The organism is Paenibacillus sp. JNUCC 35, from assembly GCF_058269095.1.
On sequence record NZ_CM177771.1, the window covers coordinates 4,171,590 to 4,196,286 of the forward strand.

The 24,697-nt window shown below is 55.4% G+C and carries 25 protein-coding genes and 1 pseudogene; 3 read left to right on the plus strand and 23 right to left on the minus strand.

Going from position 1 to position 24,697, the window contains the following annotated elements; all coding sequences use genetic code 11:
• Positions 1-126: 126 nt before the first annotated feature.
• From lysA to AC2TF6_RS18745, 4 genes are all read right to left on the minus strand, one after another.
• Positions 127-1,458 carry a diaminopimelate decarboxylase gene (lysA, locus tag AC2TF6_RS18730; RefSeq protein ID WP_491311687.1) on the minus strand — a complete coding sequence of 444 codons (1,332 nt, stop codon included), beginning with the start codon at positions 1,456-1,458 and terminating at the stop codon, positions 127-129.
• A 142-nt stretch (positions 1,459-1,600) separates the two neighbouring features.
• On the minus strand, positions 1,601-3,841 hold the full coding sequence (locus tag AC2TF6_RS18735) for a spore germination protein (protein ID WP_491308017.1): 2,241 nt from the start codon (positions 3,839-3,841) through the stop codon (positions 1,601-1,603).
• Positions 3,842-3,859: 18 nt separating this feature from the next.
• Entirely contained in the window at positions 3,860-4,279 is a 420-nt protein-coding gene (locus AC2TF6_RS18740) for a stage V sporulation protein AB (RefSeq protein WP_491308018.1), read from the minus strand.
• A complete protein-coding gene (locus tag AC2TF6_RS18745) occupies positions 4,276-4,914 on the minus strand; it encodes a stage V sporulation protein AA (protein WP_491308019.1) in 639 nt (212 codons plus the stop codon). The genes AC2TF6_RS18740 and AC2TF6_RS18745 overlap by 4 nt, the downstream gene beginning before the upstream one ends.
• A gap of 191 nt (positions 4,915-5,105) precedes the next feature.
• Between AC2TF6_RS18745 and AC2TF6_RS18750 the strand changes: the two genes are divergently transcribed.
• A complete protein-coding gene (locus tag AC2TF6_RS18750; protein ID WP_009674431.1) occupies positions 5,106-5,315 on the plus strand; it encodes a DUF378 domain-containing protein in 210 nt (69 codons plus the stop codon).
• A 133-nt stretch (positions 5,316-5,448) separates the two neighbouring features.
• Here AC2TF6_RS18750 and sigF read toward each other — a convergent pair whose 3' ends face one another.
• From sigF to AC2TF6_RS18825, 15 genes and pseudogenes are all read right to left on the minus strand, one after another.
• A complete protein-coding gene (gene sigF, locus AC2TF6_RS18755; RefSeq protein WP_009674438.1) occupies positions 5,449-6,204 on the minus strand; it encodes an RNA polymerase sporulation sigma factor SigF in 756 nt (251 codons plus the stop codon).
• Positions 6,205-6,216: 12 nt separating this feature from the next.
• Complete coding sequence (gene spoIIAB / locus AC2TF6_RS18760; RefSeq protein WP_009674418.1) at positions 6,217-6,663, minus strand: anti-sigma F factor; 447 nt, start codon at positions 6,661-6,663, stop codon at positions 6,217-6,219.
• The gene (spoIIAA, locus tag AC2TF6_RS18765; RefSeq protein ID WP_009674398.1) at positions 6,660-7,013 is read right to left on the minus strand and encodes an anti-sigma F factor antagonist; all 354 of its coding nucleotides are present in this window, start codon (positions 7,011-7,013) and stop codon (positions 6,660-6,662) included. Before spoIIAA ends, spoIIAB begins: the two co-directional genes overlap by 4 nt.
• A gap of 120 nt (positions 7,014-7,133) precedes the next feature.
• Positions 7,134-8,309 (minus strand): D-alanyl-D-alanine carboxypeptidase family protein, encoded by a 1,176-nt coding sequence (locus AC2TF6_RS18770; RefSeq protein ID WP_491308020.1) that lies wholly within the window; start codon positions 8,307-8,309, stop codon positions 7,134-7,136.
• A 195-nt stretch (positions 8,310-8,504) separates the two neighbouring features.
• On the minus strand, positions 8,505-11,213 hold the full coding sequence (locus AC2TF6_RS18775) for a CHASE3 domain-containing protein (protein ID WP_491308021.1): 2,709 nt from the start codon (positions 11,211-11,213) through the stop codon (positions 8,505-8,507).
• Positions 11,214-11,481: 268 nt separating this feature from the next.
• Positions 11,482-11,862, minus strand: coding sequence for a cupredoxin domain-containing protein (locus AC2TF6_RS18780; protein WP_317954320.1), 381 nt, complete (start codon positions 11,860-11,862; stop codon positions 11,482-11,484).
• Positions 11,863-12,031: 169 nt separating this feature from the next.
• Positions 12,032-12,853, minus strand: coding sequence for a purine-nucleoside phosphorylase (locus AC2TF6_RS18785; protein ID WP_218229786.1), 822 nt, complete (start codon positions 12,851-12,853; stop codon positions 12,032-12,034).
• A 250-nt stretch (positions 12,854-13,103) separates the two neighbouring features.
• Complete coding sequence (xerD, locus tag AC2TF6_RS18790) at positions 13,104-14,003, minus strand: site-specific tyrosine recombinase XerD (protein ID WP_218229785.1); 900 nt, start codon at positions 14,001-14,003, stop codon at positions 13,104-13,106.
• An 82-nt stretch (positions 14,004-14,085) separates the two neighbouring features.
• The gene (locus AC2TF6_RS18795) at positions 14,086-14,322 is read right to left on the minus strand and encodes a DUF4227 family protein (RefSeq protein WP_491308022.1); all 237 of its coding nucleotides are present in this window, start codon (positions 14,320-14,322) and stop codon (positions 14,086-14,088) included.
• 125 nt (positions 14,323-14,447) lie between these two features.
• A pseudogene (locus tag AC2TF6_RS18800) lies at positions 14,448-15,252 on the minus strand (SDR family oxidoreductase).
• 236 nt (positions 15,253-15,488) lie between these two features.
• A complete protein-coding gene (gene fur, locus AC2TF6_RS18805) occupies positions 15,489-16,010 on the minus strand; it encodes a ferric iron uptake transcriptional regulator (RefSeq protein WP_491308023.1) in 522 nt (173 codons plus the stop codon).
• 102 nt (positions 16,011-16,112) lie between these two features.
• The gene (spoIIM, locus tag AC2TF6_RS18810; protein WP_405079545.1) at positions 16,113-16,754 is read right to left on the minus strand and encodes a stage II sporulation protein M; all 642 of its coding nucleotides are present in this window, start codon (positions 16,752-16,754) and stop codon (positions 16,113-16,115) included.
• Between the two features lie 188 nt (positions 16,755-16,942).
• A complete protein-coding gene (locus AC2TF6_RS18815) occupies positions 16,943-17,446 on the minus strand; it encodes a PCYCGC motif-containing (lipo)protein (RefSeq protein ID WP_491308024.1) in 504 nt (167 codons plus the stop codon).
• Between the two features lie 63 nt (positions 17,447-17,509).
• On the minus strand, positions 17,510-18,739 hold the full coding sequence (locus AC2TF6_RS18820; protein WP_491308025.1) for an endonuclease Q family protein: 1,230 nt from the start codon (positions 18,737-18,739) through the stop codon (positions 17,510-17,512).
• Positions 18,739-19,305 (minus strand): NUDIX hydrolase, encoded by a 567-nt coding sequence (locus AC2TF6_RS18825; RefSeq protein WP_491308026.1) that lies wholly within the window; start codon positions 19,303-19,305, stop codon positions 18,739-18,741. Before AC2TF6_RS18825 ends, AC2TF6_RS18820 begins: the two co-directional genes overlap by 1 nt.
• Positions 19,306-19,521: 216 nt before the next feature.
• On the opposite strand from AC2TF6_RS18825, the gene mciZ reads away from it, so the two are divergent.
• Positions 19,522-19,659 (plus strand): Z-ring formation inhibitor MciZ, encoded by a 138-nt coding sequence (mciZ, locus tag AC2TF6_RS18830; protein ID WP_491308027.1) that lies wholly within the window; start codon positions 19,522-19,524, stop codon positions 19,657-19,659.
• Between the two features lie 35 nt (positions 19,660-19,694).
• Here the strand turns inward: mciZ and AC2TF6_RS18835 are convergent, their stop codons facing one another.
• Together AC2TF6_RS18835 and AC2TF6_RS18840 are read right to left on the minus strand one after the other, a co-directional pair.
• On the minus strand, positions 19,695-20,720 hold the full coding sequence (locus AC2TF6_RS18835) for an LCP family protein (protein WP_491308028.1): 1,026 nt from the start codon (positions 20,718-20,720) through the stop codon (positions 19,695-19,697).
• A 257-nt stretch (positions 20,721-20,977) separates the two neighbouring features.
• A complete protein-coding gene (locus AC2TF6_RS18840; RefSeq protein ID WP_009674394.1) occupies positions 20,978-22,114 on the minus strand; it encodes a M20/M25/M40 family metallo-hydrolase in 1,137 nt (378 codons plus the stop codon).
• A gap of 71 nt (positions 22,115-22,185) precedes the next feature.
• Here AC2TF6_RS18840 and prli42 point away from each other — a divergent pair, with 71 nt between their 5' ends.
• Entirely contained in the window at positions 22,186-22,287 is a 102-nt protein-coding gene (gene prli42, locus AC2TF6_RS18845; RefSeq protein ID WP_016423989.1) for a stressosome-associated protein Prli42, read from the plus strand.
• Between the two features lie 6 nt (positions 22,288-22,293).
• On the opposite strand, the gene AC2TF6_RS18850 is transcribed toward prli42, so the two are convergent.
• The gene (locus AC2TF6_RS18850) at positions 22,294-23,697 is read right to left on the minus strand and encodes a dihydrolipoamide acetyltransferase family protein (RefSeq protein ID WP_491308029.1); all 1,404 of its coding nucleotides are present in this window, start codon (positions 23,695-23,697) and stop codon (positions 22,294-22,296) included.
• Positions 23,698-23,711: 14 nt separating this feature from the next.
• Complete coding sequence (locus tag AC2TF6_RS18855) at positions 23,712-24,692, minus strand: alpha-ketoacid dehydrogenase subunit beta (RefSeq protein WP_491308030.1); 981 nt, start codon at positions 24,690-24,692, stop codon at positions 23,712-23,714.
• Positions 24,693-24,697 lie beyond the last annotated feature (5 nt).

A 24,697-nucleotide genomic window follows, 5' to 3' on the forward strand; every position in this document is an offset into this window, starting at 1 on the left:
AACCGTTCACTATCTTTCGCTGCGCTGCAGCACTTTCCAAGCGTATAGAGTAAAAAAACAAACCGGAGGGAGTCCTCCGGCTTGTTTGGCCGTTATCGGGACGTTATGCCCGTCTATGGATGAAAATCAGCGGACCGGCTGAATTTGTTTCATCCGTTCCGGCACGACATCGTTGCGGACCAGATCTTCGTACGTTTCCCGTTTGACCGCCATGTCGGCCATTCCGTCTTTTACGAAAACGACGGCGGGTCTGCGAATCCGGTTGTAGTTGCTGGCCATGGAGTAATTGTACGCTCCCGTACTGGCAACGGCCAGTATATCACCCGTCTCGACGAGAGGAAGCTCCACGTCCCAGATCAGCATATCGCCGCTTTCGCAGCACTTGCCCGCGATGGAGACCGTCTCCTGAGACGGCTCCGAAGCCCGGTTCGCCAGCATCGCTTCGTACTGGGACTGGTAAAGGGCCGGGCGGGGATTATCCGTCATGCCCCCGTCTACGGAAACATATTTGCGAACGCCGGGAATATCCTTGTTCGTTCCTACGGTGTACAAAGTCGTTCCGGCATCGCCGACGATACTCCGGCCCGGTTCGATCCAGATCTCCGGCATCGGATAAGAAACGGCCTCGAAGCGGGTTTTGACCGCTTCCGCGATCGCTTCGACATAGGTCGACATCGGCAGAGGCGTGTCGCCTTCCACATAGCGGATTCCGAAGCCGCCGCCCAGGTTGATGACCGAGAAAACCACGTTCAGCTCATCCCGTACCTGCGAGGCGAACTGGGCCACCTTCTCGGCTGCCACCCGGAAACCTTCGACCTCGAAAATTTGCGATCCGATATGGGAATGAACGCCGAGCAGGAGCAGATGATTCGCCTCGGCGGATTCTTTGACCGCTTCGAAAGCGGCCCCGTTCCCGAGGTCGAATCCGAACTTCGAATCGATCTGGCCGGTGGAAATATATTCGTGCGTATGGGCTTCGACGCCCGGTGTTATTCTCAGCAGAATCGGTACGCGCTTGCCTTTCGAACCCGCAATCGCATCCAGCATGCGGAGCTCCGTGAAGTTATCGACGACGAAACAGCCGATTCCGGCGTCAAGCGCCATTTCGATCTCGGCCGGCGTCTTGTTGTTGCCGTGGAAGTGTATGCGCTCGGGAGGAAAACCCGCCTGAAGGGCCGTAAACAGCTCCCCGTCGGATACGACGTCCAGGGACAGTCCTTCCTCCGCTACGATGCGGCACATCGCCATGACACAGAATGCTTTGCTTGCGTAAGCAACCTGAAATTTTAATCCGGACGCCTGAAAAGCATCGACAAACTCGCGGCAGCGCCTGCGCACGAGCGCCTCATCCACAACATATAACGGTGTTCCATAGCGGGCGGCCAGTTCCGTGGTATCCACACCGCCGACTTCCAAATGGCCTAGAGCGTTAACTCGGCTTGTTCCATGAAGATGCATCGTCCGTTTCCCCTCTTCGTTATCCGTATCCATGACTGCTTCCGTCTTGTTTCTCCATTACATTATTAACTAAAGTAACACAATGTCACTTAGCTGACAATACAACTTTCACGGAAGCGGACAAGCCGGATAGGACGCGCTGTCATTCGGGCGCGGGCTGACGGGTCCCGTCTTTGGAACGCGTGATGCTGAGCCTTGTTTTGTGCGTCAGAACCGGCAGACGGAACAAGATGTTCAGCAGCCCCATCGCATTGAACGGAAGGAAAGGCCACATGTACGGAGCCGTGTGCGAACGCTGGAGGGACAGGAACATCAGCCATACCGTAGTTGCGATGACGAAACCCGGAACTTTGAAGAGCGCCACCGAAAACAGCAGGATAAGCCGGACGATCCGGTTGGCTAAACTCAGCTCGTAGCTGGGTGTGGCGAACATGCCGATCGTCGCGATTGAAATGTAGAATATAATCTCATTCGTGAACAGCCCCGTTTTAACGGCAATGTCTCCGATGAGAATGGCCGCGACCAGCCCCATGGCAACGGATAAAGGCGTCGGCGTATGAACGGAAGCCATCCGCATCAGATCGATCCCGAGTTCGGCCAGAAGAAACTGGATGAGAACCGGGATTTTGCCCGGATTTTGCGGTCCGATAAACTCCAGGCCGGTCGGTTTGAGACCGGGTTCTAATACCATCAGGTACCAAAGCGGCAAAAGAAACAGCGAAGCCAATATTCCCAGAAAACGGACCCAGCGCAGATAGGAACCGATAATCGGAAGCTGCCGATACTCTTCCGCATGCTGCAGATGATGGAAGAACGTCGACGGCATGATCATGACACTCGGCGAAGTATCGGACATCAAAATAACGTGCCCCTCCAGCAGATGGGCGGACGCCACATCGGGCCTCTCCGTGTAGCGAACCAGCGGATACGGGTTCCAGCCTTTCGCTACGATTGCCTCCTCCAGTTGCTTCTCGGCCAGCGGAATTCCGTCAAGATCCACGTTCTTGACTTTGTCACGGATGGCCTCAACCAGCTTCGGATTCGCGATATCGTCGATATAGCCGATGCAGATATCGGTGCTGGTCCGCTTCCCCACCTGCATAATTTCGGCCCGCAGCTTCGGGTCGCGGACCCTTCTTCTCACAAGCGCCACGTTCGTCATCAGCGTTTCCACGAATCCGTCCCTTGAGCCGCGCACGACTCTTTCGAGGTCAGGCTCTTCTGTCGAACGGACGGGGAAGTTTTTGGCGTCGACGACGAGCGCCGTCTTTTCGCCTTCGATAAAAACGCCGGTCGCCCCGGTCATGACCTGGCCGATGACTTCTTTCATCGTCTGGTACGGCGACACTTGGATGTGCGGAATGAGATATTCTTTGAGGCTCTCGGCCGGACTATTCTCCATCGCGGCGTGGTCCGCGTAACTTAGCCGGTCCAGGACCATCGTGAGCACCTGGTCTTTGGCCAATCCGTTTACGAAGTAAAAGCCGACCCGGATCGAGCCGAACACCATCTCGCGCAGCACAAGGTCAAACGATGTCCCCAGGCCCGAACGCTCTTCCAGCATATCCTTGACTTCCTGCATCGAGAGCGGGATCGGGTCGTCCACCGGTTTCGATGCATCGCCATTCGACGGCCCCTTGCCCTTCTGGCCTTGTTTATCCCCCTCGGCGCCGGAAACCTGCTTCTGCTGCCCGGTGCCCTCGCTGCGTCTGACGTCTGGCGCGGCGCCGTGGCCTTCGGCGTTCGGCGGCTGCTCTCCGCCGCCTTGATCCGCAGACGAACGCTTCCGGGAGAAAGAAGCTTGAATAGGACCCTTGTTCCCATCCTGCAACAGCTTCTTGATCCCGAAAGCCTCTTCTTCCGGCATGCCCCCGGAACGGTCCTGCTCCTTGCTTCCGCTTTCACGGCCCGGGGATTCTTCCGGGGACCTTGGTCCGGCCCGGAAGCCTTTACTTGCTTCGGACCCTTTGCCGGATCGGGCAGCGCCGCCTGATTGGTCGTCGCGGGTTCCGGTTCGTAATCCGGCGGCGGTTCCGCCGTCCCCTGATTCACACCGCGATTCGTCCGGTTTTCCGGCTCCTTGCGCCGGTTCCTGTCTTTCCCGTCCGGGCGCTCCTTTTTCCGGAGTCTCTTCCGGGGCATTCGCCCGGCTTTGCAACTGATCCTCACGCCCGGTATCCCCGGCGTTTTTGTTCAGCTCCGTGCCCGATGGGGCATTCTCCTCCATCTCCGGAGCGGCAAAAACGTTGCCTTCCTCATCGATCTGGAGGGCGGGAGCTTTAGATCTGTCATCGGCGTCGGCACCGGAACCGGAAATTTCTCCCGCCCCCCCATGTCTGCGGTCTTTATCTTTCACCATCATCTTACCGATCAACTTCTTCATGCGTACTCCTCCTCAGCCTCAATAAATAAACCATTCGAACAAGGAGCCCAGAACCTTGCCTGCGATCATGGCCATGAGCAGCCATACCATATAGGACGTCATGCCCACCCGTTTGGCGAGAACCGGCAGGACATTGATGATTTCCGTCAGGGCCGCGGACAGCATGCCTATAAACGCTCCCGCAAACAACCCGAAAATACCGGTCCACCAGACAGGAGCGGACAGCTTCCAGTTAAAGAAATCCATCAAGGTAAAAACCAGCGAACCGGCAATGACCGCGATCTCGCAGCTGCGGATGCGGTTTTGAGCCCAGCTTACCTGAAGCAGCCGCGGTATGATATCCAGCACTAACAGGAAAGCCACCATCCCGCTGCCGACCGCGATACCCCCGGCAAGTCCTATCACGACCGCAGCAGACCAGCCCAGCAGCGTGATCATGGGGAAGACTCTCGCTTCCCGCGGTTTAAAGACTGATATTCTTCGGCTATCGTATAGCGGTCGATGTTTTCCTGATAGGTAAACATCTCGACTTCGAGCGGGCTCGGCTCTTCGTTGAATTTTTTCTTAAAAAAGTGATTAAAAAAAACCGCCATGCCGATCCCGATACCAAGCGAATACGGAATTTGCAGAAACAGCGGATGCTCGGTCTTTTTGCCGGTTACAAGCTCATACACCCGCTGATGCACCTCCAGCATGCTTACGTCCGCATGAAAATTCATAATCGTAAGGCCCGACCCGATAAAAAGCAGAACCCAAACCGCCGCGAGAAACAATAGATTAGGTTTACGAGTACCGGAATCGATCTCCACGAGCGTATGCGGCTCGCCGAAATGTTCAATTTGCAGATTAGGGTGCACGTTTTTGACAGCCGCCACGATGCTGAGCATATCGATCAGAATACGGTTGCCGTCCTTGACTTTCGGTTGGACCAGCACAATCCCCCGAAGCGTGCTTTCATACGCGGGCTCGACAATCATCTGGGCGACCCTCCCCAAGGTGACCGGTTCCCGGGCGGGTACCCGTATTCTGCGGCGCAAGCGGATATAGAGACAGGCGTCTGCGGTTCGATTCAACCCTCATCCCCCCAAAAACATCCTTTTGCCAGTAGTATGCGGCGCATTCGGCAGAATCATCCAAGGAAAGGTCCCCAAACTTTGCACGAGGCGCATCCTCCGCTTAAATCCCGCCATGCATAAAAAATTCCCTCCGAGGAACATTAGGAACGAACAAGCTTTTCCAACTTTCAAACAGGTGGTGAACACCCATGTCTCGAATTGCTCTTACCCTGATTATCGTAGGCGCGCTCAATTGGCTCCTCGTAGGTATCTTCGAGTGGGATCTGGTATCCGCGATTTTCGGCGGTGAAGTGCACCGTACCTCTTCCGCCTTCAGCCGGATCATTTATACACTGGTCGGATTGGCGGGCATCTACAGCCTTTCGTTCTTCTTTCGGGACGATGCGACCGTACGTTAACCAGGCATTTCCTCCGGCCCTGCTCCGGAGGGAAATCGGGGACGGGTCCACGAAACGTTTCAGCTCCCGGCGGGCGGACGAATCGTGGATTTTTTTCGCGTCCGCTCCGGCAAAAAGAAAAAAGACCAGACCGCTATTGAGCGATCTGGTCTTTTATGGATTGCAAGATTTTTTTCTCCAGCCTGGATACTTGGACCTGTGAAATGCCGAGCCTGCTGGCGACCTCCGACTGCGTCTGATCCCGGAAATACCGGAGATACACGATCAGCCGCTCCCGTTCGTTAAGAGCGCCGATGGCTTCGTTAAGTGCCAGCTTCTCGAACCATTTATCCTGGGTTTCGTCGGCGATCTGGTCCATCAGCGTGATGGGATCCCCATCGTTCTCAAAAACCGTTTCATGGATCGAGGAGAGCGGCTTGCTCGCCTCCTGGGCGAAGACGACTTCCTCCGGCGTAATCCCCAGCGCATCCGCGACCTCCTTGATCGTCGGAAGGCGGTTCATGCCTTTGGAGAGCTCGTCCTTGGTCTTGCGGATTTTGCTGGCCAGTTCTTTAAGCGATCGGCTGACTTTCAGCGTTCCGTCATCACGGAGAAACCGCTGGATCTCCCCGATAATCATCGGAACCGCATAGGTCGAAAACTTCACATCGTAGGACAAGTCGAACTTGTCCACCGATTTGAGCAGTCCGATGCAGCCGATTTGAAACAAATCCTCGGCTTCGTAGCCGCGGTTCAGAAAACGCTGAACGACGGACCAGACGAGCCGGATGTTGGAGTTAACCAGCCGTTCCCGGGCGAGTGAATCTCCCGATTGGCTGAGTGCGATCAAACGCTTGACTTCACTGTCATCCAGGAAACTGTGCGAGGAACCTTTCAAATCGACATCCATCGTATCAAACCCCTAGTTTACCAAAGCTTTTTTGGATTCAATTCTTTTCTTCATCCGGATGCGGGTGCCGGTACCGACTTCGGTAACCACGTCGACCTCATCCATAAAGTTTTCCATAATGGTAAATCCCATTCCGGACCTTTCCAGCTCCGGCTTGGACGTATACAGCGGCTGCTTGGCTTCTTCCAGATCTTCGATTCCCGCTCCGTTGTCTTCCACCGTGATATAGACCTCATCGTCCACAATTTCCGTCACGATCGTTACGACTCCGTCGGGTTTATTGTCATAGCCGTGGATAATGCAGTTCGTTACCGCCTCCGAAATGACGGTCTTGATATCCGTCAACTCGTTCATGGTCGGATCGAGCTGGGAGATGAACGAAGCGACGGCGACACGCGCGAAAGCTTCATTCTCGGACTTGCTGGCGAATTGGAGCTTCATGAAATTCGATTCGCTCATAACGCGACCTCCAGACTGGAGATTGCGGATCTCTCGTTGTCTTCAATCGTCACGATCTTGAACATGCCCGACAATTCGAACAAGCGGTACACTTCCGGAGAGATGTCGCAAACCACCATACGGCCGCCCTTGCCCGTAATCTGCTTGTAGCGCCCGAGAATGACACCCAGACCCGAGCTGTCCATGAAGGAAAGATCCTTCAGACTCAAAATGAGGTGCTTGGTATCCTGCCGGAAAATGGCATCTTCCATGCGGGTTTTGACCACATCGGCCGTATGGTGATCCAGTTCCCCTTTCAGACGAACGACCAGCGCTTTACTTCTGTGCTCAAATTCGATTTGCAAACTCATGTGCCATGTCACTCCTTCCCACATGACTCACAAGTTCTACAATCCCTTTGGCATTTCCTGCCTGCTGACAAAACTAGAAGAAAAGCGCCAAAAGCTCTTCGGAAGCGGGAAAATGCGACTTTATTCTCCGCCGAACAGGCTGCGAGCCGAACGCTTCATAAGCGTCCACCAGCCGGCTTTTTTGACATCGGCGGGAGACTCGATCGGGTACTCGGTCAGCACTTCGTTGTTCTTATACACGACGATTTTGCCGATAGGCTGCCCTTTGGCGATCGGCGGCTTCAGCTCCTGGTTGAGCTGGAGCTCGTGGCGGATTCCTTCTTTGCCTTCGCCCTTTTTCATCAGAACGCTGTACGAACGCGTTGCGGTCAGAGGTACCGAAGCGACATCGCCCTTGCTGATCTTAAGCTCCCCCAGGGCGTCTCCGGCTTTGAAGATCGAGAAATTGCTGTACTGGGCAAACGCGTAGTCGAATAGCTTCGTCACTTCGGCATTGCGGGTCTTCGTGTTCGGTTCGCCGAGCACGACGGCAATCACGCGAAAGCCGTCACGGACGGCGGTTGCCGACAAGCAGAACTTCGCTTCGCTCGTATAGCCGGTCTTCAAGCCGTCGGCTCCCGAATAGAAACGGACGAGCTTGTTTGTATTGACGAGCCAGAACGGTTTCGCGGAATCTTTCCGCAGATGGTCCTGGTAGTTGCCGGTAAACTTCGTGATGCCGGTATGTTTGAGAAGTTCCCGCGACATAATCGCGATATCGTGCGCGGAAGTATAATGATTTTCCGTCGGCAGTCCGTTGCAGTTGGAGAAATGGGTGTTGTTCATTCCAAGCTGCTTGGCGCGCTCATTCATCATCGCGACGAAGTTTTCCTCCGAGCCCGCCAGCTTCTCGGCCATCGCTACGGACGCATCGTTCCCCGAAGCCATCGCGATACCCTTGAGCATTTCTTCAACGCTCATCTCTTCGCCGGGCTCCAGGAAAATCTGCGAGCCGCCCATCGACGCCGCATATTCACTGGTGCTTACCTTATCCGTCATCTTGATTTTTCCGCTGTCTACGGCTTCCATGATGAGAAGCATGGTCATAATTTTCGTGATACTGGCCGGCGGAAGCTTGGTATCCATGTTTTTGTTCACAATAATTTCGCCCGAGTCCGCATCCATTAGAACTGCCGATTGCGCATTGGGAGCGAGATCAACCTGCTGAGGCTTCTCCTCCTTGGCCCATACGGCCGGTCCGGCTGCGGACAGCAGCAGACTCAGCGCCAGAACCGCACAGCTCATTTTCTTCCACATCGTCTTCTACCCCTCCTGCTCAACAATTAGACATACGATTCACAAACTGGGTGGCTAGTATGTAAACCGGGAATTTCATTAAGCAGTCTTGACGGAACCGGACAAAAATATTCCAGGGATTCCCTATCCGGACAAAAGACTTCAACAAAAAAAAGAGCGGGCTCCTCAGCCGCGCTCTTCATCCGTAACGAATTTTCAGTTTTCGTTCAGCCATACATTCAGCAGAGAGATCAGCTGATTCAAATCTACCGGCTTGGGGATATAGTCGGAAGCACCGGCTTCGATACATTTATCCCGGTCGTTCTTCATCGCTTTGGCCGTGACGGCAATAAGCGGAAGATCCGCCCACTCCGCGCGTTCCCGAATGCGGGTCATCGCCTCATACCCGTCCATCCCCGGCATCATGATGTCCATCAGCACGACGTCGATATCCGGCGTATGGTCCATCAGCGCCAGACATTCGATCCCGTCGCCTGCCGTCAGCACGCGCATTCCTCTGCTTTCCAGCGCTACGCTGAGCGCCGTGACGTTGCGGGGATCGTCATCCACGATAAGCACGGTTTTGCCGGCGATAATCGTTCCGGTTCGGCCGGCAGCCTCGCGTTTCGGCTTCGGCTTCGCGGGCGCCGGCAGGGCAGACGCCTCCGCTTCCAGCGCGGATGCCGCTTCCATACCGGCCGTATCCGTCCGGTCCAGGCAGCAGATATACAGCGTGAAGGTGCTTCCCGCTCCTTCCTCGCTCGCCAGATGGATGCAGCCGTTCAGCAGACCGGCCAGATCGCGGGAAATGGACAGCCCGAGTCCTGTGCCTCCATACTGCCGGCTTGTCGCTCCGTCCGCCTGTCTGAACGCCTCGAAGACATGCTCCTGCTTGTCCTTCGGGATGCCGATCCCCGTATCCCGGACGGATATCGCCAGGGCCGTCGTCCAGTCGAGGCCGGGCAGCAGGTAATTCTCTTCCTCCTCTTTCGCCCGCCGCAGCGACAGGGTTACCTCACCGTAATGTGTAAATTTAACCGCATTCGACAGCAAATTCTTGACGATTTGCTCCAGTCGCTGTCCGTCGGTCTGGATGATCTCCGGCAGTCCGGGCTCCATGATACGTTTGAACGCAACGTCTTTGTCCTTTAACATTTTGCCGAAAAGATGTTCCATTTTGTCGGGCAGCTCCGTTAAATTGAACGGTTCGTAATTAACTTCCAGCTTGCCCGCTTCGACTTTGGACAGGTCGAGAACGTCGTTGATGAGCGCGAGCAAATCATTGCCCGCTTTATGAATCAGCTCCACGTAATCGAGTTCCTCTTCGCTCAGCGTGTTGTTCTGATTTTCGGCGAGGAACTGCGACAGCAGCAGCATACTGTTCAGCGGAGTCCGCAGCTCGTGGGACATATTTGCCAGAAATTCCGATTTGTATTGGGAAGCCAACTGGACCTGCTCCGCTTTGGCTTGAAGTTCCAGCGCCGCCTGCTCAAGCTCCAGCGTTTTTTGTTCCGATACCCGGTACTGGGCTTCGAGTTCTTCGTTCGTGACCTGCATTTCTTCCGTCTGGGTGCGCAGCTCTTCGGACTGGACTTGAAGTTCTTCCGCCATGACTCTGGATTCCTGAAGAAGGCGCTCCACTTCCATGCGGCTTCCCACACTGTTGAGTATGATGCCGAACGAAGTGAGAAGCTCTCTCAATACTTGGCGCTGAGAAGCCGTAAACGGTTCGAAGGAGGCAAATTCCACCACAGCCGTAACCGAACCTTTGAAAGAAGCCGGGGCAATCAAAATATGCCGCGGCGCCGATTCTCCGAGGCCGGAACGGACCGTCACGTAGTTTTCCGGCAGGTGATCGACTGCCAGCATCCGGTTTTCCTCCGCGCACTGTCCGACGAGACCTTCGCCCGGTTTAAACATGCGGGAACGCTCCCCGTTTCCGCCATCGGACGCGTACGCCGCCATCCGGTGAAGGCCGTACTCCCCATCTACGGTGTGAAGCATGTAAACCACGCCGTACGGGGCGTTGAACAGTTCCGCCGCTTTGCGTACGAACATGTCGGACAGAGCCGCCGTGTCCGTAAAGCCTTGCAGAGCGGTCGTCAACTCGGCCACCTGCGTTTTCTCCTCGGTTTCCCGCTGCACATTGTCGAGCAGACGGTTCGTCGCATCCCCGAGGTCGCGTATTTCATCCCGTGACTTGACCTCGATCCGTTCGGAAAGATCCCCGTCCGACGAAGCCAGATGGTTGATGGCGCGAATGACCTTACTGATCGTCCCCTGAATCGATCGGGAGATCAGGATCGCAGTCGCGACGGCTACAACGGCCACGCCGAGCATCATGAGGTACAGGGCGCTGCGCATATCCTTGTTCCGCTCGTCCAGATTAGCTACCCGGTCTAGGGTCAATTTGGTTTCCGTACTGCGGAAGGTGTCAATCATGACCCGGATCCGGTCCATATATTTTTTACCGGGGTCCTCTTGAAAATATTGCTGGATTTGCGGAGTATTCCCGGCTTTTTTCCACGCAATGACAGGCTGTCCCGCTTCCGCGATCCATTTCTCGATAACCGACCGCATTTCCTCCAGCCGTTTCTGTTGGGAAGGATTGTCAGCAACAAGACCGTGAAGCGTATCGTAATCCGTCAACCAGTTTGCCTGCGCTTTCTCATAAGGCTCCAGATAACGGTCATCCCCGGTAATGACGTACCCCCGCTGCCCCGTTTCCATGTCGAGAAGCTGCTTCTCAACCTCCGACGTCAAATCATGTACCTGAATATCGTGTTCCGTGACAAAGTCGATCTCTTTCTGCAAAGATACAATTCGTCCGTTTACGGCAAAAATCGAGGCCGCCAGGCAGACCAAGATAAGCAGATAACCGGACATAATTTTCCACCGGATACTGAAACGCCGTGCTCGCGCCACTCTTACTCCCCCTAGTTACGGATACTTTCTTTTAACGAACAAAAAGGGCACGGCTGAAAAAGGCCGCATGCTTCCTGACGGGCACGCGACTTCGTTGAGGCCTGAATAACCTGACCTTTTGCAGTTCGTAACAAACAACTTAATTTAACTAGTATACTATTGATCGCTGTTATTTGCTAACCGGGTTTACTAGATTTTTGTAAAATTTTCCTCCGCTTGGACAAATAAAAAGGAGCCCTCCAGGGACTCCTTTTCAAACCGACTACTCTTATTCCACTATCAGTACCGACTTCATATCGTTGTGGCCTTCGCCGCAAGGCAGGATACATTTAATTTCGTATTTGCCCGGCTTCTCAAAGTTCACATCCTGGGATTTGTTCGTTCCGTCCAGTTTAACGTCGATGCCTTCACCCGTAATGTCGATGGCGTGCACGCCTTCTTTCATAAGGAGAGAAACTTTGGTCTGGCCTTTCGGAATTTTGTACTCCGCTTGATCGAATTTCCAGTTGGATGCTGCAATTTTGAGAGAAGCGCCGGCTGTTTCTTCCGCGGCTCTTTCCGCTTGTCGGGCATTGATATCTTGAAAGAGGAAACCCACTCCCATAGCACTCGCGCCGATAAATAGTACAAACATGATCCACTTGTACATGAAGATCCCCCCATCGCGTAATTACCTAATTATTGTACCTAAAATAACGGAAATTGCCTAATCCTTTCCTGAGGCAAACTTCGAATAATTTGTGACAATTCCGTGATATTTTGATCCGCAGGCCGTTTCGGACCGTCAGCGGCCCGAAGCAAAGCCGTTTGCGTAAAGCCTACAATTCCTCGATAATGCCGAGAACCAGCTGCAGAAACTTCGGTTTGACCCGCTCCGTCGTCTCCATCACTTCCTGGTGGGAAAGCGGCTGGTCCAGGATGCCCGCGGCCATGTTCGAGATGCAGGAGAAACCGAGCACCTCGATGCCGGCATGACGTGCGACGATCACTTCCGGCACGGTCGACATACCAACGGCGTCCGCCCCGAGCGTACGGATCATGCGGATTTCTGCCGGCGTTTCGTAAGTGGGGCCGAGAAGCCCGAGGTAGACCCCTTCGCGCAGCGAGAAATTCTGTTTCTCAGCAACGCTGTGCGCAAGCTTGCCAAGCCTTCTGCTGTAAGCTTCCGACATATCCGGGAAGCGAACTCCGAGCTCGTCGTCGTTAGGACCGATGAGCGGATTGCGGAACATGAAGTTGATATGATCCTGGATCACCATCAGATCGCCGACCTCGTAAGACGTGTTCACGCCGCCCGCCGCGTTGGTTACGATGAGCGTCTGAACGCCCAGATCTTTCATGACGCGCACCGGAAATGCGACCGTTTCCGCGCCGTAGCCTTCATATTGATGGAAGCGGCCTTTCATCATGACGACTTGTCTGCCCTTTATGGTGCCGGCCACAAGCTCGCTCGCATGACCTTCCACGGTCGAAACCGGGAAGTGCGGGATATCGCTGTAGTCGATAACGACCGCTTCTTCGATAAGATCGGCCAGGACGCCGAGTCCGGAACCGAGGATGAGACCGATGGTCGGACGGAAGCCAAGCTTCTGCTCGATATAGGCCGCCGCTTCATTGACGCGTTGTTTTTCTGTGCTCATGTAAGAACACTTCCTCTCTTATTGTGTCCGATTATTTGAATTCCTTGAATAAGGTTGTTCATTTGGACAACCCCCTCCGGTTGTCAAATGCAGGTTACAGCCTGGTAATTTTTTATGTAAGGCAAAAACAGCATGGACATTATCTCATTATTGCCTCCGGGATGCAAAAATACCCAATGCCGCATTGACGCATTAAAGGATTTTTATTTCCGCCCAAAAGGAAAAGCCCCTTAAGGGGCCGGGTCACCGTTCACGTCATTTTCGCCCTCGGATGCGTCCGGTCATAAACTTCCTTCATCTTCGACTTCGTCACATGCGTATACACCTGGGTAGTGGAGAGGTCGGCATGGCCCAGCATTTCCTGCACCGAGCGCAGATCCGCCCCGTTCTCCAGAAGATGCGTGGCGAAGGAGTGCCTCAAGGTGTGCGGCGTAATGTCCTTGTCCACTTCGGCGTCCGCGGCGTAACGCTTAAGCATTTTCCAGAAGCCCTGGCGGGTCATGCGCGTACCGAGGTGATTCACGAACAAGGCCGTTTCCGGCTTGTGCGCCTTCATCAGCTGCGGCCGCGAGGCGGACACATACTCGTCGACCACTTTGGCCGCCATGCTTCCGAGCGGAATAATCCGCTCTTTGGCCCCGCTTCCGACGCAGCGGACAAATCCGAGGCTCGTGTTGACGTCGCCGACATCCAGGCTGATCAGCTCCGATACGCGGATGCCGGTCGCATACAGCACCTCCAGCATGGCCTTGTCCCGGATGCCGTTGCTCGTGTCCGACTGCGGCGCCGCGAGCAGGCGTTCCATTTCGTCCATGGTCAGCACCTGGGGCAGTTTCTTCTCCTGCTTCGGATTCTCGATATCGCGCGTAGGGTCGAAATCCATCCTGCCGCAGCGGATCATATAACCGTACAAGGAACGGATCGAAACAAGCGTCCGGGACTGGGTTGCCGTAGCCCTCCCGAGCTGCTTGAGACGGGAGATGTAGCTGACCACATGCACCTTGCTCGTCTCGCCCAGCGTCCGGATGTTCTGCTGTTCCAGAAATTCTATATATTGCTGCAGATCCCGAGCATACGATTCGAGCGTATTCCGGGACAAGCCTTTCTCATGTTCCAGATAGTCCATGAATACTTCCAGATCTTCTCTCAAGTTTCCTTGCTCCTTCATGGCATTTCTAAGCTAGCCGGTTTTAAGTCTATATACCATTCGTCACAAAACCGATAATTCCTCTTTATTCCCCGTACCAATAAAACAAACGGAGCCTCGCGGCCATACTCTCGCTGCCTTCCGTCTGAATCGCGTGCTGCTGGAACACTTTTACCGACGTGCCGCTGGGATGGCGGTACTTGTCAACCGGTTCGACCCAGACCGAAAACAGGGCAAACACCCGGTACAGGACATAAGTCAGCGTAACGAACAAAACGAGGAATTTGGTCCTCTCCAGCCATTTATGTACGGATACGATCATACAACCCGTCCCCCCTTTATAACAAGCGTATGATAAGGGAACGCAGGATATGCGGCTCCGCGGCACCTGTGTAATGTTTCGGCTATAAAAAGAGGGAGCGCCCCGCAGGGGGCCCTCCTCGACCGTTAAAGAAGCGATTCCGCGCCGTCGATGTAAACTTCCGTCCCCGTAACGTGGCTGGAAAGGTCGGAACCCAGGAAGACCAGCAGGTCCGCCACCTGATCCGCCGTTCCGGGACGGTCCGCCAGCGGCATGCTCGTTTCCGGATATTCCACCGGTATCCGGATTTCCTCCAGCTCCGGCGTACGTTCCGTACTGTCCTCAATGTTCGTGTCGATCGAACCCGGACAGATGACGTTGACGCGGATTTTATAGCGGGCTCAAGCGCAGCCATTTTGGCGAAGGCTGCCTGCCCCGCTTGGAAGAGCTGTAGGCCGTAAACCCGAAGTTTTTAAAAATCCTTGTTCCGTTGATGGAACTGGTGATCACGATGCTGCCCCCGTTTTCTTTGAGCAGCGGCACCGCGTATTTTACGGTCAGGAACGTCCCCTTCAGATTGGTCTGCAGGGTTGCGTCCCATTCTTCCGGTTCCAGGTCTTCGATCGGCGCTATTTTACCGTTAATGCCCGCATTGGCCAGCACGATATCAAGCCGTCCCCAAGTTTCCTGCAGCTTCACGTATGCCTCTTTGACCTGTTCCGGGTCGGAAATGTCCGCTTCGGCGACAATCGCTTCTCCGCCCTTGCGCATAATAATTTCCTGGACATCTTCGGCATACTCTTTGCGGATATCCACCAGGCAGACCTTGACTCCCAGCTTGGCGAGTCTCAGCGCCGCCGCTTTGCCTATCCCCGAGCTTGCTCCCGTGATAAGCGCCGTTTTCCCGGCCAGGCCGTATTCCCCTGTATGTACGGTATTGGTCTGCTCCATGGACCGTCCTCCTCTGAAAGCCGACACCTGCAAGGCAGCGGCATGTTGGTGATGGGTATGTTCCACTGCCTCCTTACCCGGTGGACCGCCCGAAGAAACGAAGGAACTCGCCCGATTTTCATCTTCGTGAGAAGGGCTGCAAGCGGCTGCAGACGCGCCAAAAAGCCCGCTGAACCGGCAGCGGGCTTCCAGGGGCTTGCGGACGCATCAAGCAGACAAAAACCTTCCGCGTCTGTTTAAACGAGCGTAGAAGGTTTTGCGCTTGCATGGTGATGGTGATGCTTCGGGCTAGCGTCTTTATTTTTCGGCTGGTCGGCGCCTTTCTCCAGACATCTGTGGCAGATACCTTGAAAATCGAGGCGGTGATCCAGCACTTTAAAATTATATTCACGGGCGAGCCGTTCTTCCAGCGGTCCCAGCCAATCTTCCATAATTTCGTCCACTGCGCCGCACTGCACGCAGATCAAATGATGATGATGGTGATGAGTGCTGTCGCTGCGAAGATCGTAACGGGCTACGCCATCTCCAAAATTCATTTTCTCAAGCACATGCATATCGCTAAGCAATTCGAGCGTCCGGTACACGGTAGCAAGTCCGATTTCAGGAGCTTTGTCCTTGACGAGCATAAATACGTCCTCGGCGCTAAGGTGATCTTCTTCATTCTCGAGCAGCACTCGAACCGTCGCTTCCCGCTGGGGAGTCAGCTTGTAACCTTGGGATTGCAGCTGCTGCTTGATCTTCTCAATACGTGCTTCCATACTCCTCCCCCTCTTACAACGCGTCTAAACGGCGCGATAGTTTCCCTTTTTTCATTATAGAGGGAGGGAGTCACGAAAGTCAAACGGCTATTTAGAATGATTCTAGTTAGTAAGAGCCGCCAGCATCGGCGTAACCCACTTCATCATCGTCGGAGACACGAATGCTTCCAAAAGCGCCGCCCCAAGCATGCAGACGCCCATCGCGAGCGTAACACCGGAGTAACGCATGAACGGGTGGTAGATAGTGCCGCTCCGGCGGACGAGTCTGTTTTTGATAATGAAAAGAGAGAAACTGATGGAAACGACGCTGCAGATCAGAATGGCGGGAACGACAATCAGATTCGGGGGCGCGATGGAAACAAGAGCGAAAGCGATGCCTTTCCAGGAAAGCTGCCCGACCATAAAGCCTACGCTGAAGCCGATCAGGACGCCTTTTAGAAAATCCAGCACGAGAATAAGCGGCAGTCCGATAACGGACAGCCCGAGCGTCCAGATGAGCAGAATCCATTTCATATGAAGCGAGAACGCCGCCAGCATCGACTGCTTCCCGTCCACCTGGGCCCCGTCCTGTATCGTCCGGTAGAACGAACTGAGATAGCGCCCCAGCTCCTGCTTCTGTTCGAGAGACAGCGCATTGACCATGACGGCGCCGAACACGACACCCACGACGAAGAGGACCGAGACGAATAGAAAGAGCGTAAACTGTTCTTTGAAATACTGCTTCAAGGTCTGCATAGCCGGCATGATAAGTCCTCCTTGTCCGCTTGTTCACTATAGGCAGTATATGCGGCGGGTAACCGGGATAGACCAAGCCGTACGGCAATGTGAAAAAAAGCAAAAAAGCCCTCTAGGCTTGAGGGCTTTTGCTTCGGCGGTTCGCAACCGGCAGTCATCCGGCAGAAGTGGCTTCAGGCGTCGGGATGCTGCCTGTCCTACGCCTCCGGCAGAGGCGTGTCGGTCGGCTTGCCCGCAGTGCCTTTATAGGTCTCGTCGATCTGCTTGCGGATTTCCAGCGGCGTTTTGCCGTCCTTCTTAAGCGAGATGGCCTTTACCGCGATCTCCATGCAGATGCCGCAGCGCGTCCCGTGATCGTCCCAGACGACGGAACCGTCCGCATTCGTTTCGCGGATGAAGCAGTTCTGGTTGCTCTTGTGACCGGCGCTTTCGCCGCAGCCGCAGTAGCACGGCATGGACTGCAGCAAGTCCGCGTTTTTGCCGGCCAGCTCGTAAACAAGGCGGATTTCTTCGCGCTGCTTGTTCAGAAATTTCGGCAGGACGGCGGACGAAGCCGTCTTCTCCTGCAAGTCCCCGTTCGCGGCTTGATGCGCCGCGCCGTCTCCATGCGCATCCTGCTTGGCTCCGCCGCTTCCGCATGCGGCTGCCAGCATGCTTGCGCACAGAAGGGTGGCCGTAAGCAGGCCCCATTTTTTCTTCATATTCAGATTCCCCTCTCCCTTTACGGGAATTAGATCGCTTCTGTTACGGGCCCGTGTTTGTGTTTATCCGTTTGCGCGGGTCCCGTTCGTTCCCTTGTCAGCCGGCTTCGCTTTCGCCGGCGCTTTGACTTTACCGTACGTGCCTCCGCCGCCCACCTGGAGATCGAGGACGCCCGTACGGGCCTCCAGGATCATCCCGGCAATGTCGTCTCCCACCGTCTCGGCCAGCTCGCTTCGCGTTGCCCGGTGCAGGATGTTCATTTCGGTGCCGAATCTGGCGAGCAGCTGGTCCAGCTTTCTTTTGCCCAGTCCCGGAATGAATTCCAGCGGTACCTGGTAGTAATAGGGCGGCCGGTAATCCGGCACATACGGCTCCTCGCGGTCTGCAAGCTCCATGATGCGGTCCATAACGCCGCGGACTACCTTGGGACTGCCGCAGTACAGGCACCTTCCAACGGCCGCCTCGCTCTCGTCCAGGATGCTTTCACAGCTCAAACAGTAGGTGCGGTGATATTTGCCGAGCCGCGGATTCAGACCGTAGTTCGCGGTAACCGCGCGGCCACCTTCTCTGCGGAGAGCGAGCACCAGCTCCGCGAACGTAGGCTCCGCCAGCCGCAGCTCGTTGTACTCGCGGCCGATTTTCCCGAGGGAATGGGCATCCGAATTCGTGACGTACGTGTAGCGGTCCAGCTCCGGCAAATAGCCCGCCATCTCGGAATCGGAGCTGAGCCCGAGCTCGACACCCGCCAGCCCGTCCAGATCCAGCATATGCTCCATGCGGGTCGACCCACTGCCGTAGATGCTTTTGTGCGGCGTAAAAATGTGTGCGGGAATCAGTATGCCTCCCCGCCTAAGCACTTCGGCCTGAAGCTCCCTGGCCGTGACATACATGCGCTGGGAGCTCAGCTCCACATTTTTCATCCGCGGGCGCATCCACTCCGTGAACTCTTTCATCTGAGCCAGCTTCGGGAGAAAAACAAGCAGATGCACGGGTCCCATACCGGGATCGCGCACCTCGATTTCGCTCCCCAGCAGAACCGTGGTCTGGTGATACCGGATGCCCCCGCCGTCCAGCTCCTTCATTTCGCCGGCAGCGAGATAGTGCTCGATCTCTTCCTGTACCGCCGGCGAATGGCAGTCGATGACGCCGACGATCTCGATTCCTTTGCGGTCGGACGCCTCACGGGCAATGTTGTAGAACGTCAAGTTCCGGGCTCCGCTGATCTTGACTGCGGCTCCCTTCTCCGTCCGGCCGATATGAATGTGAAGATCCGCGTAGTACGTCCGCAGCATCAGAACGAGCCCGTCAGCTTGTACGCTTGCCAGGCGTATACGGCCGTGATGGTTTTGGCGTCGCTGATGCTCCCGCGCGCAATCAGCTCTTTCGCCTCCTGGAGGGTAATCGCTTCGCACTCTAGAAATTCGTCCTCGTCCGGCCGCGCTTCCCCGCGAACCAGGTTCTTGGCTACGAACAGATGAAGGATTTCATCGGCAAAGCCCGGAGACGTATAAAAGGAGCAGACCGGACGGACCGACTCCGAACTGTAGCCGGTTTCTTCCTCCAGCTCGCGGATCGCCGCCCGGATCGGCTCTTCGCCGGGATCGAGCTTGCCGGCCGGAATTTCCACCTGGCTTTTTTCCAGCGCCTTGCGGTACTGCTCCACCACGATCATCCGGTCGTCGTCCGTTAATGCCAGAACGGCCACCGCACCGGGATGCTTCACGATCTCGCGCGTGGCCGTTTCCCCGTTCGGCAGGCGGACATGATCCACCTGCAGCGTAATGATTTTCCCCTCGAAGATGGGTTCGGTTTTTATCGTAACTTCCTCAAATTTCCGATTGTTTTGATCAGCTGACATGTCCCGCTCCTCCCCCGGGTATATCCCGGAAACGCTTATTTTCTCCCCTATTATATCAAATGGCTGAAAAAAAACGGCTATACCCTGTGTTGAATTATGGCAAAACGGGGAAAGAATGAATACAGGATTTTGTGCCTTATTTTAACAGCTGACATAACTCGTCCCTTACTCGCATAGGTTTTAACCTAAACTAAGTGCGGAAATGAGGATTGAATCATGAAAAATTATACAGCTTCCGAAAGCCTGCGTCTCGTCGGAAAGGCATGGGAAATTAAACAATATCTTCAGCTCGCCGTTCAGAAAGGCGGACGCGATCTGCCTCTCGTCGTCTTTTTGGAACAAAAATCAGGATGAACCAGCGCTGACCTCTCCCTAAAAGCATAAAACGGTTACGGCCTCCCGAATCGGTTTCCGATCCCAGGCTCAATCAAATCGTAAATCCCGTACGATTGTAAAGGCGCCGCGGTAGGTTCCGGCTGTTTACGGACGAGCCTCTGTAATTCGGCCGCAACCCGGCTGCGCTCGTTTTCCGTTATATTCATATACGATACTCCCCCGATCATCGCCGTAGTAGCTTCAAGCGGCATCGTGACCACGTCGTTTCCGGTAAGAGCGGAAAATGTGCTCGCAAACTGGAAAATGGTTCGGGCCGGGATGTCCATGCGGACATTGCCTCCCATAATTTTAAGAAGGTTATTGATCTTAGCCACGTTGCGGTATTGAACCGTCTGGGTGAGCAGCTCGCGCACAACCTGCTGCTGGCGGCGCATTCGGCCGAAATCTCCGTCCGCATCTCCCCGGTACCGGGCATAATTAAGCGTCTGCTGACCGTTCAGCGTCTGCCTGCCTTTCTTGAGATACACATGACGATGGGTAATCCGGTCGTCGAAGTCCATATTTTTTTCCACGTCAATCGACAATCCTCCGAGCGTATCCACGAATTCTTTGACGCCGTTAAAATTAAAAGCCACATAGTAATCTACCGGAATGCCGAAAAACGCTTCGACGGTTTTCACGGCCAAATCCGCTCCCCCGTAAGCGTAAGCGTGGGCCAGCTTCTCTTTGCCGTGTCCCTGAATGCGGATCCGGGTATCCCGCGGGATCGAAAGCAGCGTTATTTTCTGGCTTGAAGAATCGGCAACGGCCAGCATGTTCGTGTCCGAACGCCCCTGCTCCACGTTCCCGGAGTCTATTCCCAGCATAAGAAACACATACGTCTCTTTGGCAAGGGTTTCACGGACCGGTGCGGGATTCACCGGATTCGTTTGCGGAACTCCCGTTTCGATCCGTTCTTTGTACACCAGATTCCAGCTGTGATAAGCGTTCCACGCGTAATAACCGCCGACCGCGAGCAGCAGGGCAAGCGGCAGCGCAGCCCAGAGCCAGAACCGTTTTCTTCTGCGTTCTCGTTTCATCCGTCCCGTTTCACCCCCGATTCTGCAAGATGTGCAATATCCGTAGTATGGGGAAACCGCCGGCAAAAAAAAGATCCCCGCCCCTAACATCTTCTGTAGAAAGCGGGAAACTTTGTGAAACCGAAACAAAGACGTACTTCTCCTCCGGGAGCCGTACGTCTTTGTTGATACAACTGAAAGAACAGAAACCCAAAACAAAACCTCCATCCGGATGGCCGTTAGGCTTGCCGGGATGGAGGTTTTTTGGTTCGGACTGCTTATTTCGCTTGTTCGGTTACTTCGCGGACGATAGCCACGACCGCTTCGGCTGTTTTCACGAGATCGGATACGGCGATATGTTCGTTGGTGGTGTGAATTTCCTTGTAACCTACCGCCAGGTTCACCGTAGGAATTCCCATGCCGTTGAAAATATTCGCATCGCTTCCTCCGCCGGAATGGAACGTGCTGGTTTTGCAGCCCATGCCTTCCAGGGCTTTCATGGCCAGCTTCACAACCGGCGATGTTTCGTCGTGCATGAAAGCGGGATACACGATATCCGCTTCGAAATCGCACGTCGTGCCGAAATCGGCCGCCGTGTCTTTGCACGCCTGCTCCATCGCGGCCAGCTGGGCCTCCAGCTTGCTTTGGACGATGCTGCGCGCTTCCGCTTCGAGAAGCACGCGGTCGCAGACCACATTAAGGGGACCGAGGCCGGAGAAACTGCCGATGTTAGCCGTCGTCTCCGAATCCAGGCGGCCCAGCTTCATGCGGGATACCGCTTTGCTTGCCACCTGAATGGCCGAAATGCCGTCTTCCGGGTTCACACCCGCGTGAGCGGATTTGCCGTACATGACGATCTTGATTTCCGCGCGGGCCGGAGCCGCAACGGCGATTTCGCCGATCTCACCGTTAGAGTCCAGCGCATAGCCGAACTCGGCCTTCATGACGGACGGATCCATCGCGCGTGCGCCTTTCAGCCCGGATTCTTCTCCTACCGTGATCACGAACTGGATCGGACCGTGGGCGATATTCTGCTCCTTCAGCACCCGGATAGCTTCGAACATCGCCGCGATACCGGCTTTGTCGTCGCTTCCCAGAATCGTGGTTCCGTCGCTGCGGATAATTCCGTCTTCACCGATTTGCGGCTTGATTCCGTTGCCCGGAGCCACCGTATCCATATGGCTGGTAAAGAAAATGCACGGAGTGGATTCCGGCGCGCCGCTGGCTTCCAGCATACAAATCAGGTTGCCGGCGCCGTGGCCGGTTTTCTCGGCCGCGTCATCCGTCTGGATGGAAAGACCGAGTTCCTTGAATTTCGTCTGCAGGACAACACTGATCTCCTGCTCGTATTGCGTCACGCTGTCGACCTGTACAAGCTCGATAAATTCTTTTATTAACCGTTCCTGCTGGATCATGGGTTCCCTCCGTTGTTGCTATGGTTTACAATAGAGTCAGCGAAAAGTTTGTCCGAATAGGAGTGATTGGTATGAAACGCAACCGACTGTTCAAAATCGTCGTGTACATCATGCTGTTCAGCATGGTCGCATCGACCTTGATGGTCTCCCTCAGCTTCCTGACAACCTCATAATACGCCTCAATACAGCTTGGTTTCAAGATTGTAGGCTTCCATATTTTCCTTCACGCGCTGTAAAAAGCGTCCGCAGATAACCCCGTCTAGAATCCGGTGGTCCAGCGACAGGCAGATGTTCACCATCGAACGGACCGCGATCATATCCTGGATCACGACCGGCCTTTTCACGATGGATTCGAAGGTCAGGATGGCCGCCTGCGGATAGTTGATAATCGGCTGCGAAAGGATGGAACCGAAGGAGCCCGTGTTGTTCACGGTAAAAGTGCCCCCCTGCAGGTCGTTTAACGACAGCTTGCCGGTGCGGGCCTTTTTCGTTAGGGTGTCCGCTTCGAGGGCAAGCCCCGCGATATTCATCTGATCCGCTTTCTTGATCACGGGCGTCAGAACGGATTCTTCCGTACCGACCGCAAGCGCGAGGTTGATATCCCGCTTGATGATGATTTTATCGACCGCCCAGACCGAGTTCATGATCGGGTAGTCTTTAATGGCATTGACCACAGCTTTCAGAAGAAACGGAAGATAGGTAAGATTGATCCCTTCGCGGCGCATGAATTCTTCTTTGACCTTGCTCCGCAGGGTCACGAGATTCGTTACGTCCACTTCGATCATCGTCCAGGCGTGCGGAATTTCCGATACGCTCTGGCGCATGCGGCTCGCGATCGTGTTGCGGATAGGCGTCACATCGATGAACGTTTCCCCGCGCGAATCGGAATTCTTGTCGAATTCGAGCGGCGTCGGCGGATTCTGCGATAGGTGAATGCCGCTGCTGCGCACCGGAATTTGCGGTTCGGGTCTGTAAGGATTAACAACCGGCGCTTCCGCAGACGGTTGATGCGCCGGCGCGGATGGCGCTTGCTGCGCCGCGGGAGCCGCATGCGTCTGCCGTGCAGCCTGGCTGCCGCCGTTCGGAGCCTCAGGTGCCCCGCCCTGCGCTATGTAGGTTTCGACGTCCTTGCGCGTGATGCGCCCGCCGAAACCCGTGCCCTTGACGCGTCCGAGATCCACGGCGTTCTCCGCGGCAAGACGCTGCACGGCGGGCGAGTACCGGCCGCGCATGCTCTGGTCGGCGCTGTCTTCCGCGATTGCCGCCGCGGAGTCTCCCTGCGATGCAGGGCCGCCGCTTGCGCCCGCGGAAGCCGTTTCCGCCGTCTCCGGCACTTCCAGGAGGCAGATCGGGTCTCCTACGGCCGCGGTCTCGCCGCTGCCTACGAGGATTTTGACCAGCCTGCCTTCGATCGGGCTGGGCATTTCGACGTTGACTTTGTCCGTGTACAGCTCGCAAAGCACGTCGTACTGCTGGATATAGTCACCGGGCTGCTTCAGCCAGGTACCGATCGTAGCGGAAACGAGACTTTCCGCCAGATGAGGCACCGGCACTTCGGCCAGCCGGAATTTTGATTCGCTCATATCGCGTTCCCCCATTAAAACTGCGCGAGTTCTCTCATCGCGTCCGCTAATTTGTCCGTGTTAAGCAGGAAAAACTTCTCCATCGGCGGGTTCATTCCGACGGCCGGAACATCCGGGCCGCATAACCGGCGGATCGGCGCATCGAGATCGTACAGCAGCTCTTCGGCCACGATAGCCGCAACTTCGGCCCCGATCCCGCCTGTTTTGTTATCCTCATGGGCAATCAGAACCTTGCCCGTCTTGGCCGCCGCTTCCAGAATCGCCTCGACATCAAGCGGCTGGATCGTGCGCAGATCGAGCACGTGGGCGCTGATGCCTTCCTTCGCCAGCTCTTCCGCCGCCTGCAGGGCGTAGTGCACCGCAATTCCGTACGCGATCACGGTCAAATCCGCGCCTTCGCGCTTCACTTCGGCTTTGCCGATCGGTACGATATAATCGCCCTCCGGCACTTCCGCCGAAAGCGAGAGGTAGCATTTCTTATGCTCAAAATAAAGTACCGGGTCCGGGTCCCGGATAGCCGCCAGAAGCAGCCCTTTGGCATCGTAAGGATTCGACGGCGCGACCATTTTGAGGCCGGGCGTTCCGAAGAATACCGATTCCGGGCACTGCGAATGATAAATCGCTCCGCCTCCCGCCGCTCCGTAAGGGGCGCGGATGACGATCGGACAGCTCCAGTCGTTATTGGAACGGTAGCGGATTTTGGCCGCTTCGCTGATAATCTGGTTCGTCGCCGGAAAAATAAAGTCCGCGAACTGGATTTCCGCGATAGGTTTCATCCCGTACATCGCGGCTCCGATCGCCGTTCCGACGATAGCCGATTCGGCCAGCGGCGTATCAAGAACGCGGCTTTCGCCGTACAGGTCACGCAGACCTTTCGTCGCGTTGAGCACGCCGCCTTTGCCGACGTCTTCTCCCAAAACAAATACATTTTCGTCGCGCTGCATTTCGTCCTGCATCGCCGAACGGATTGCTTCCAAATAGGTGATTACTGCCACGTTGC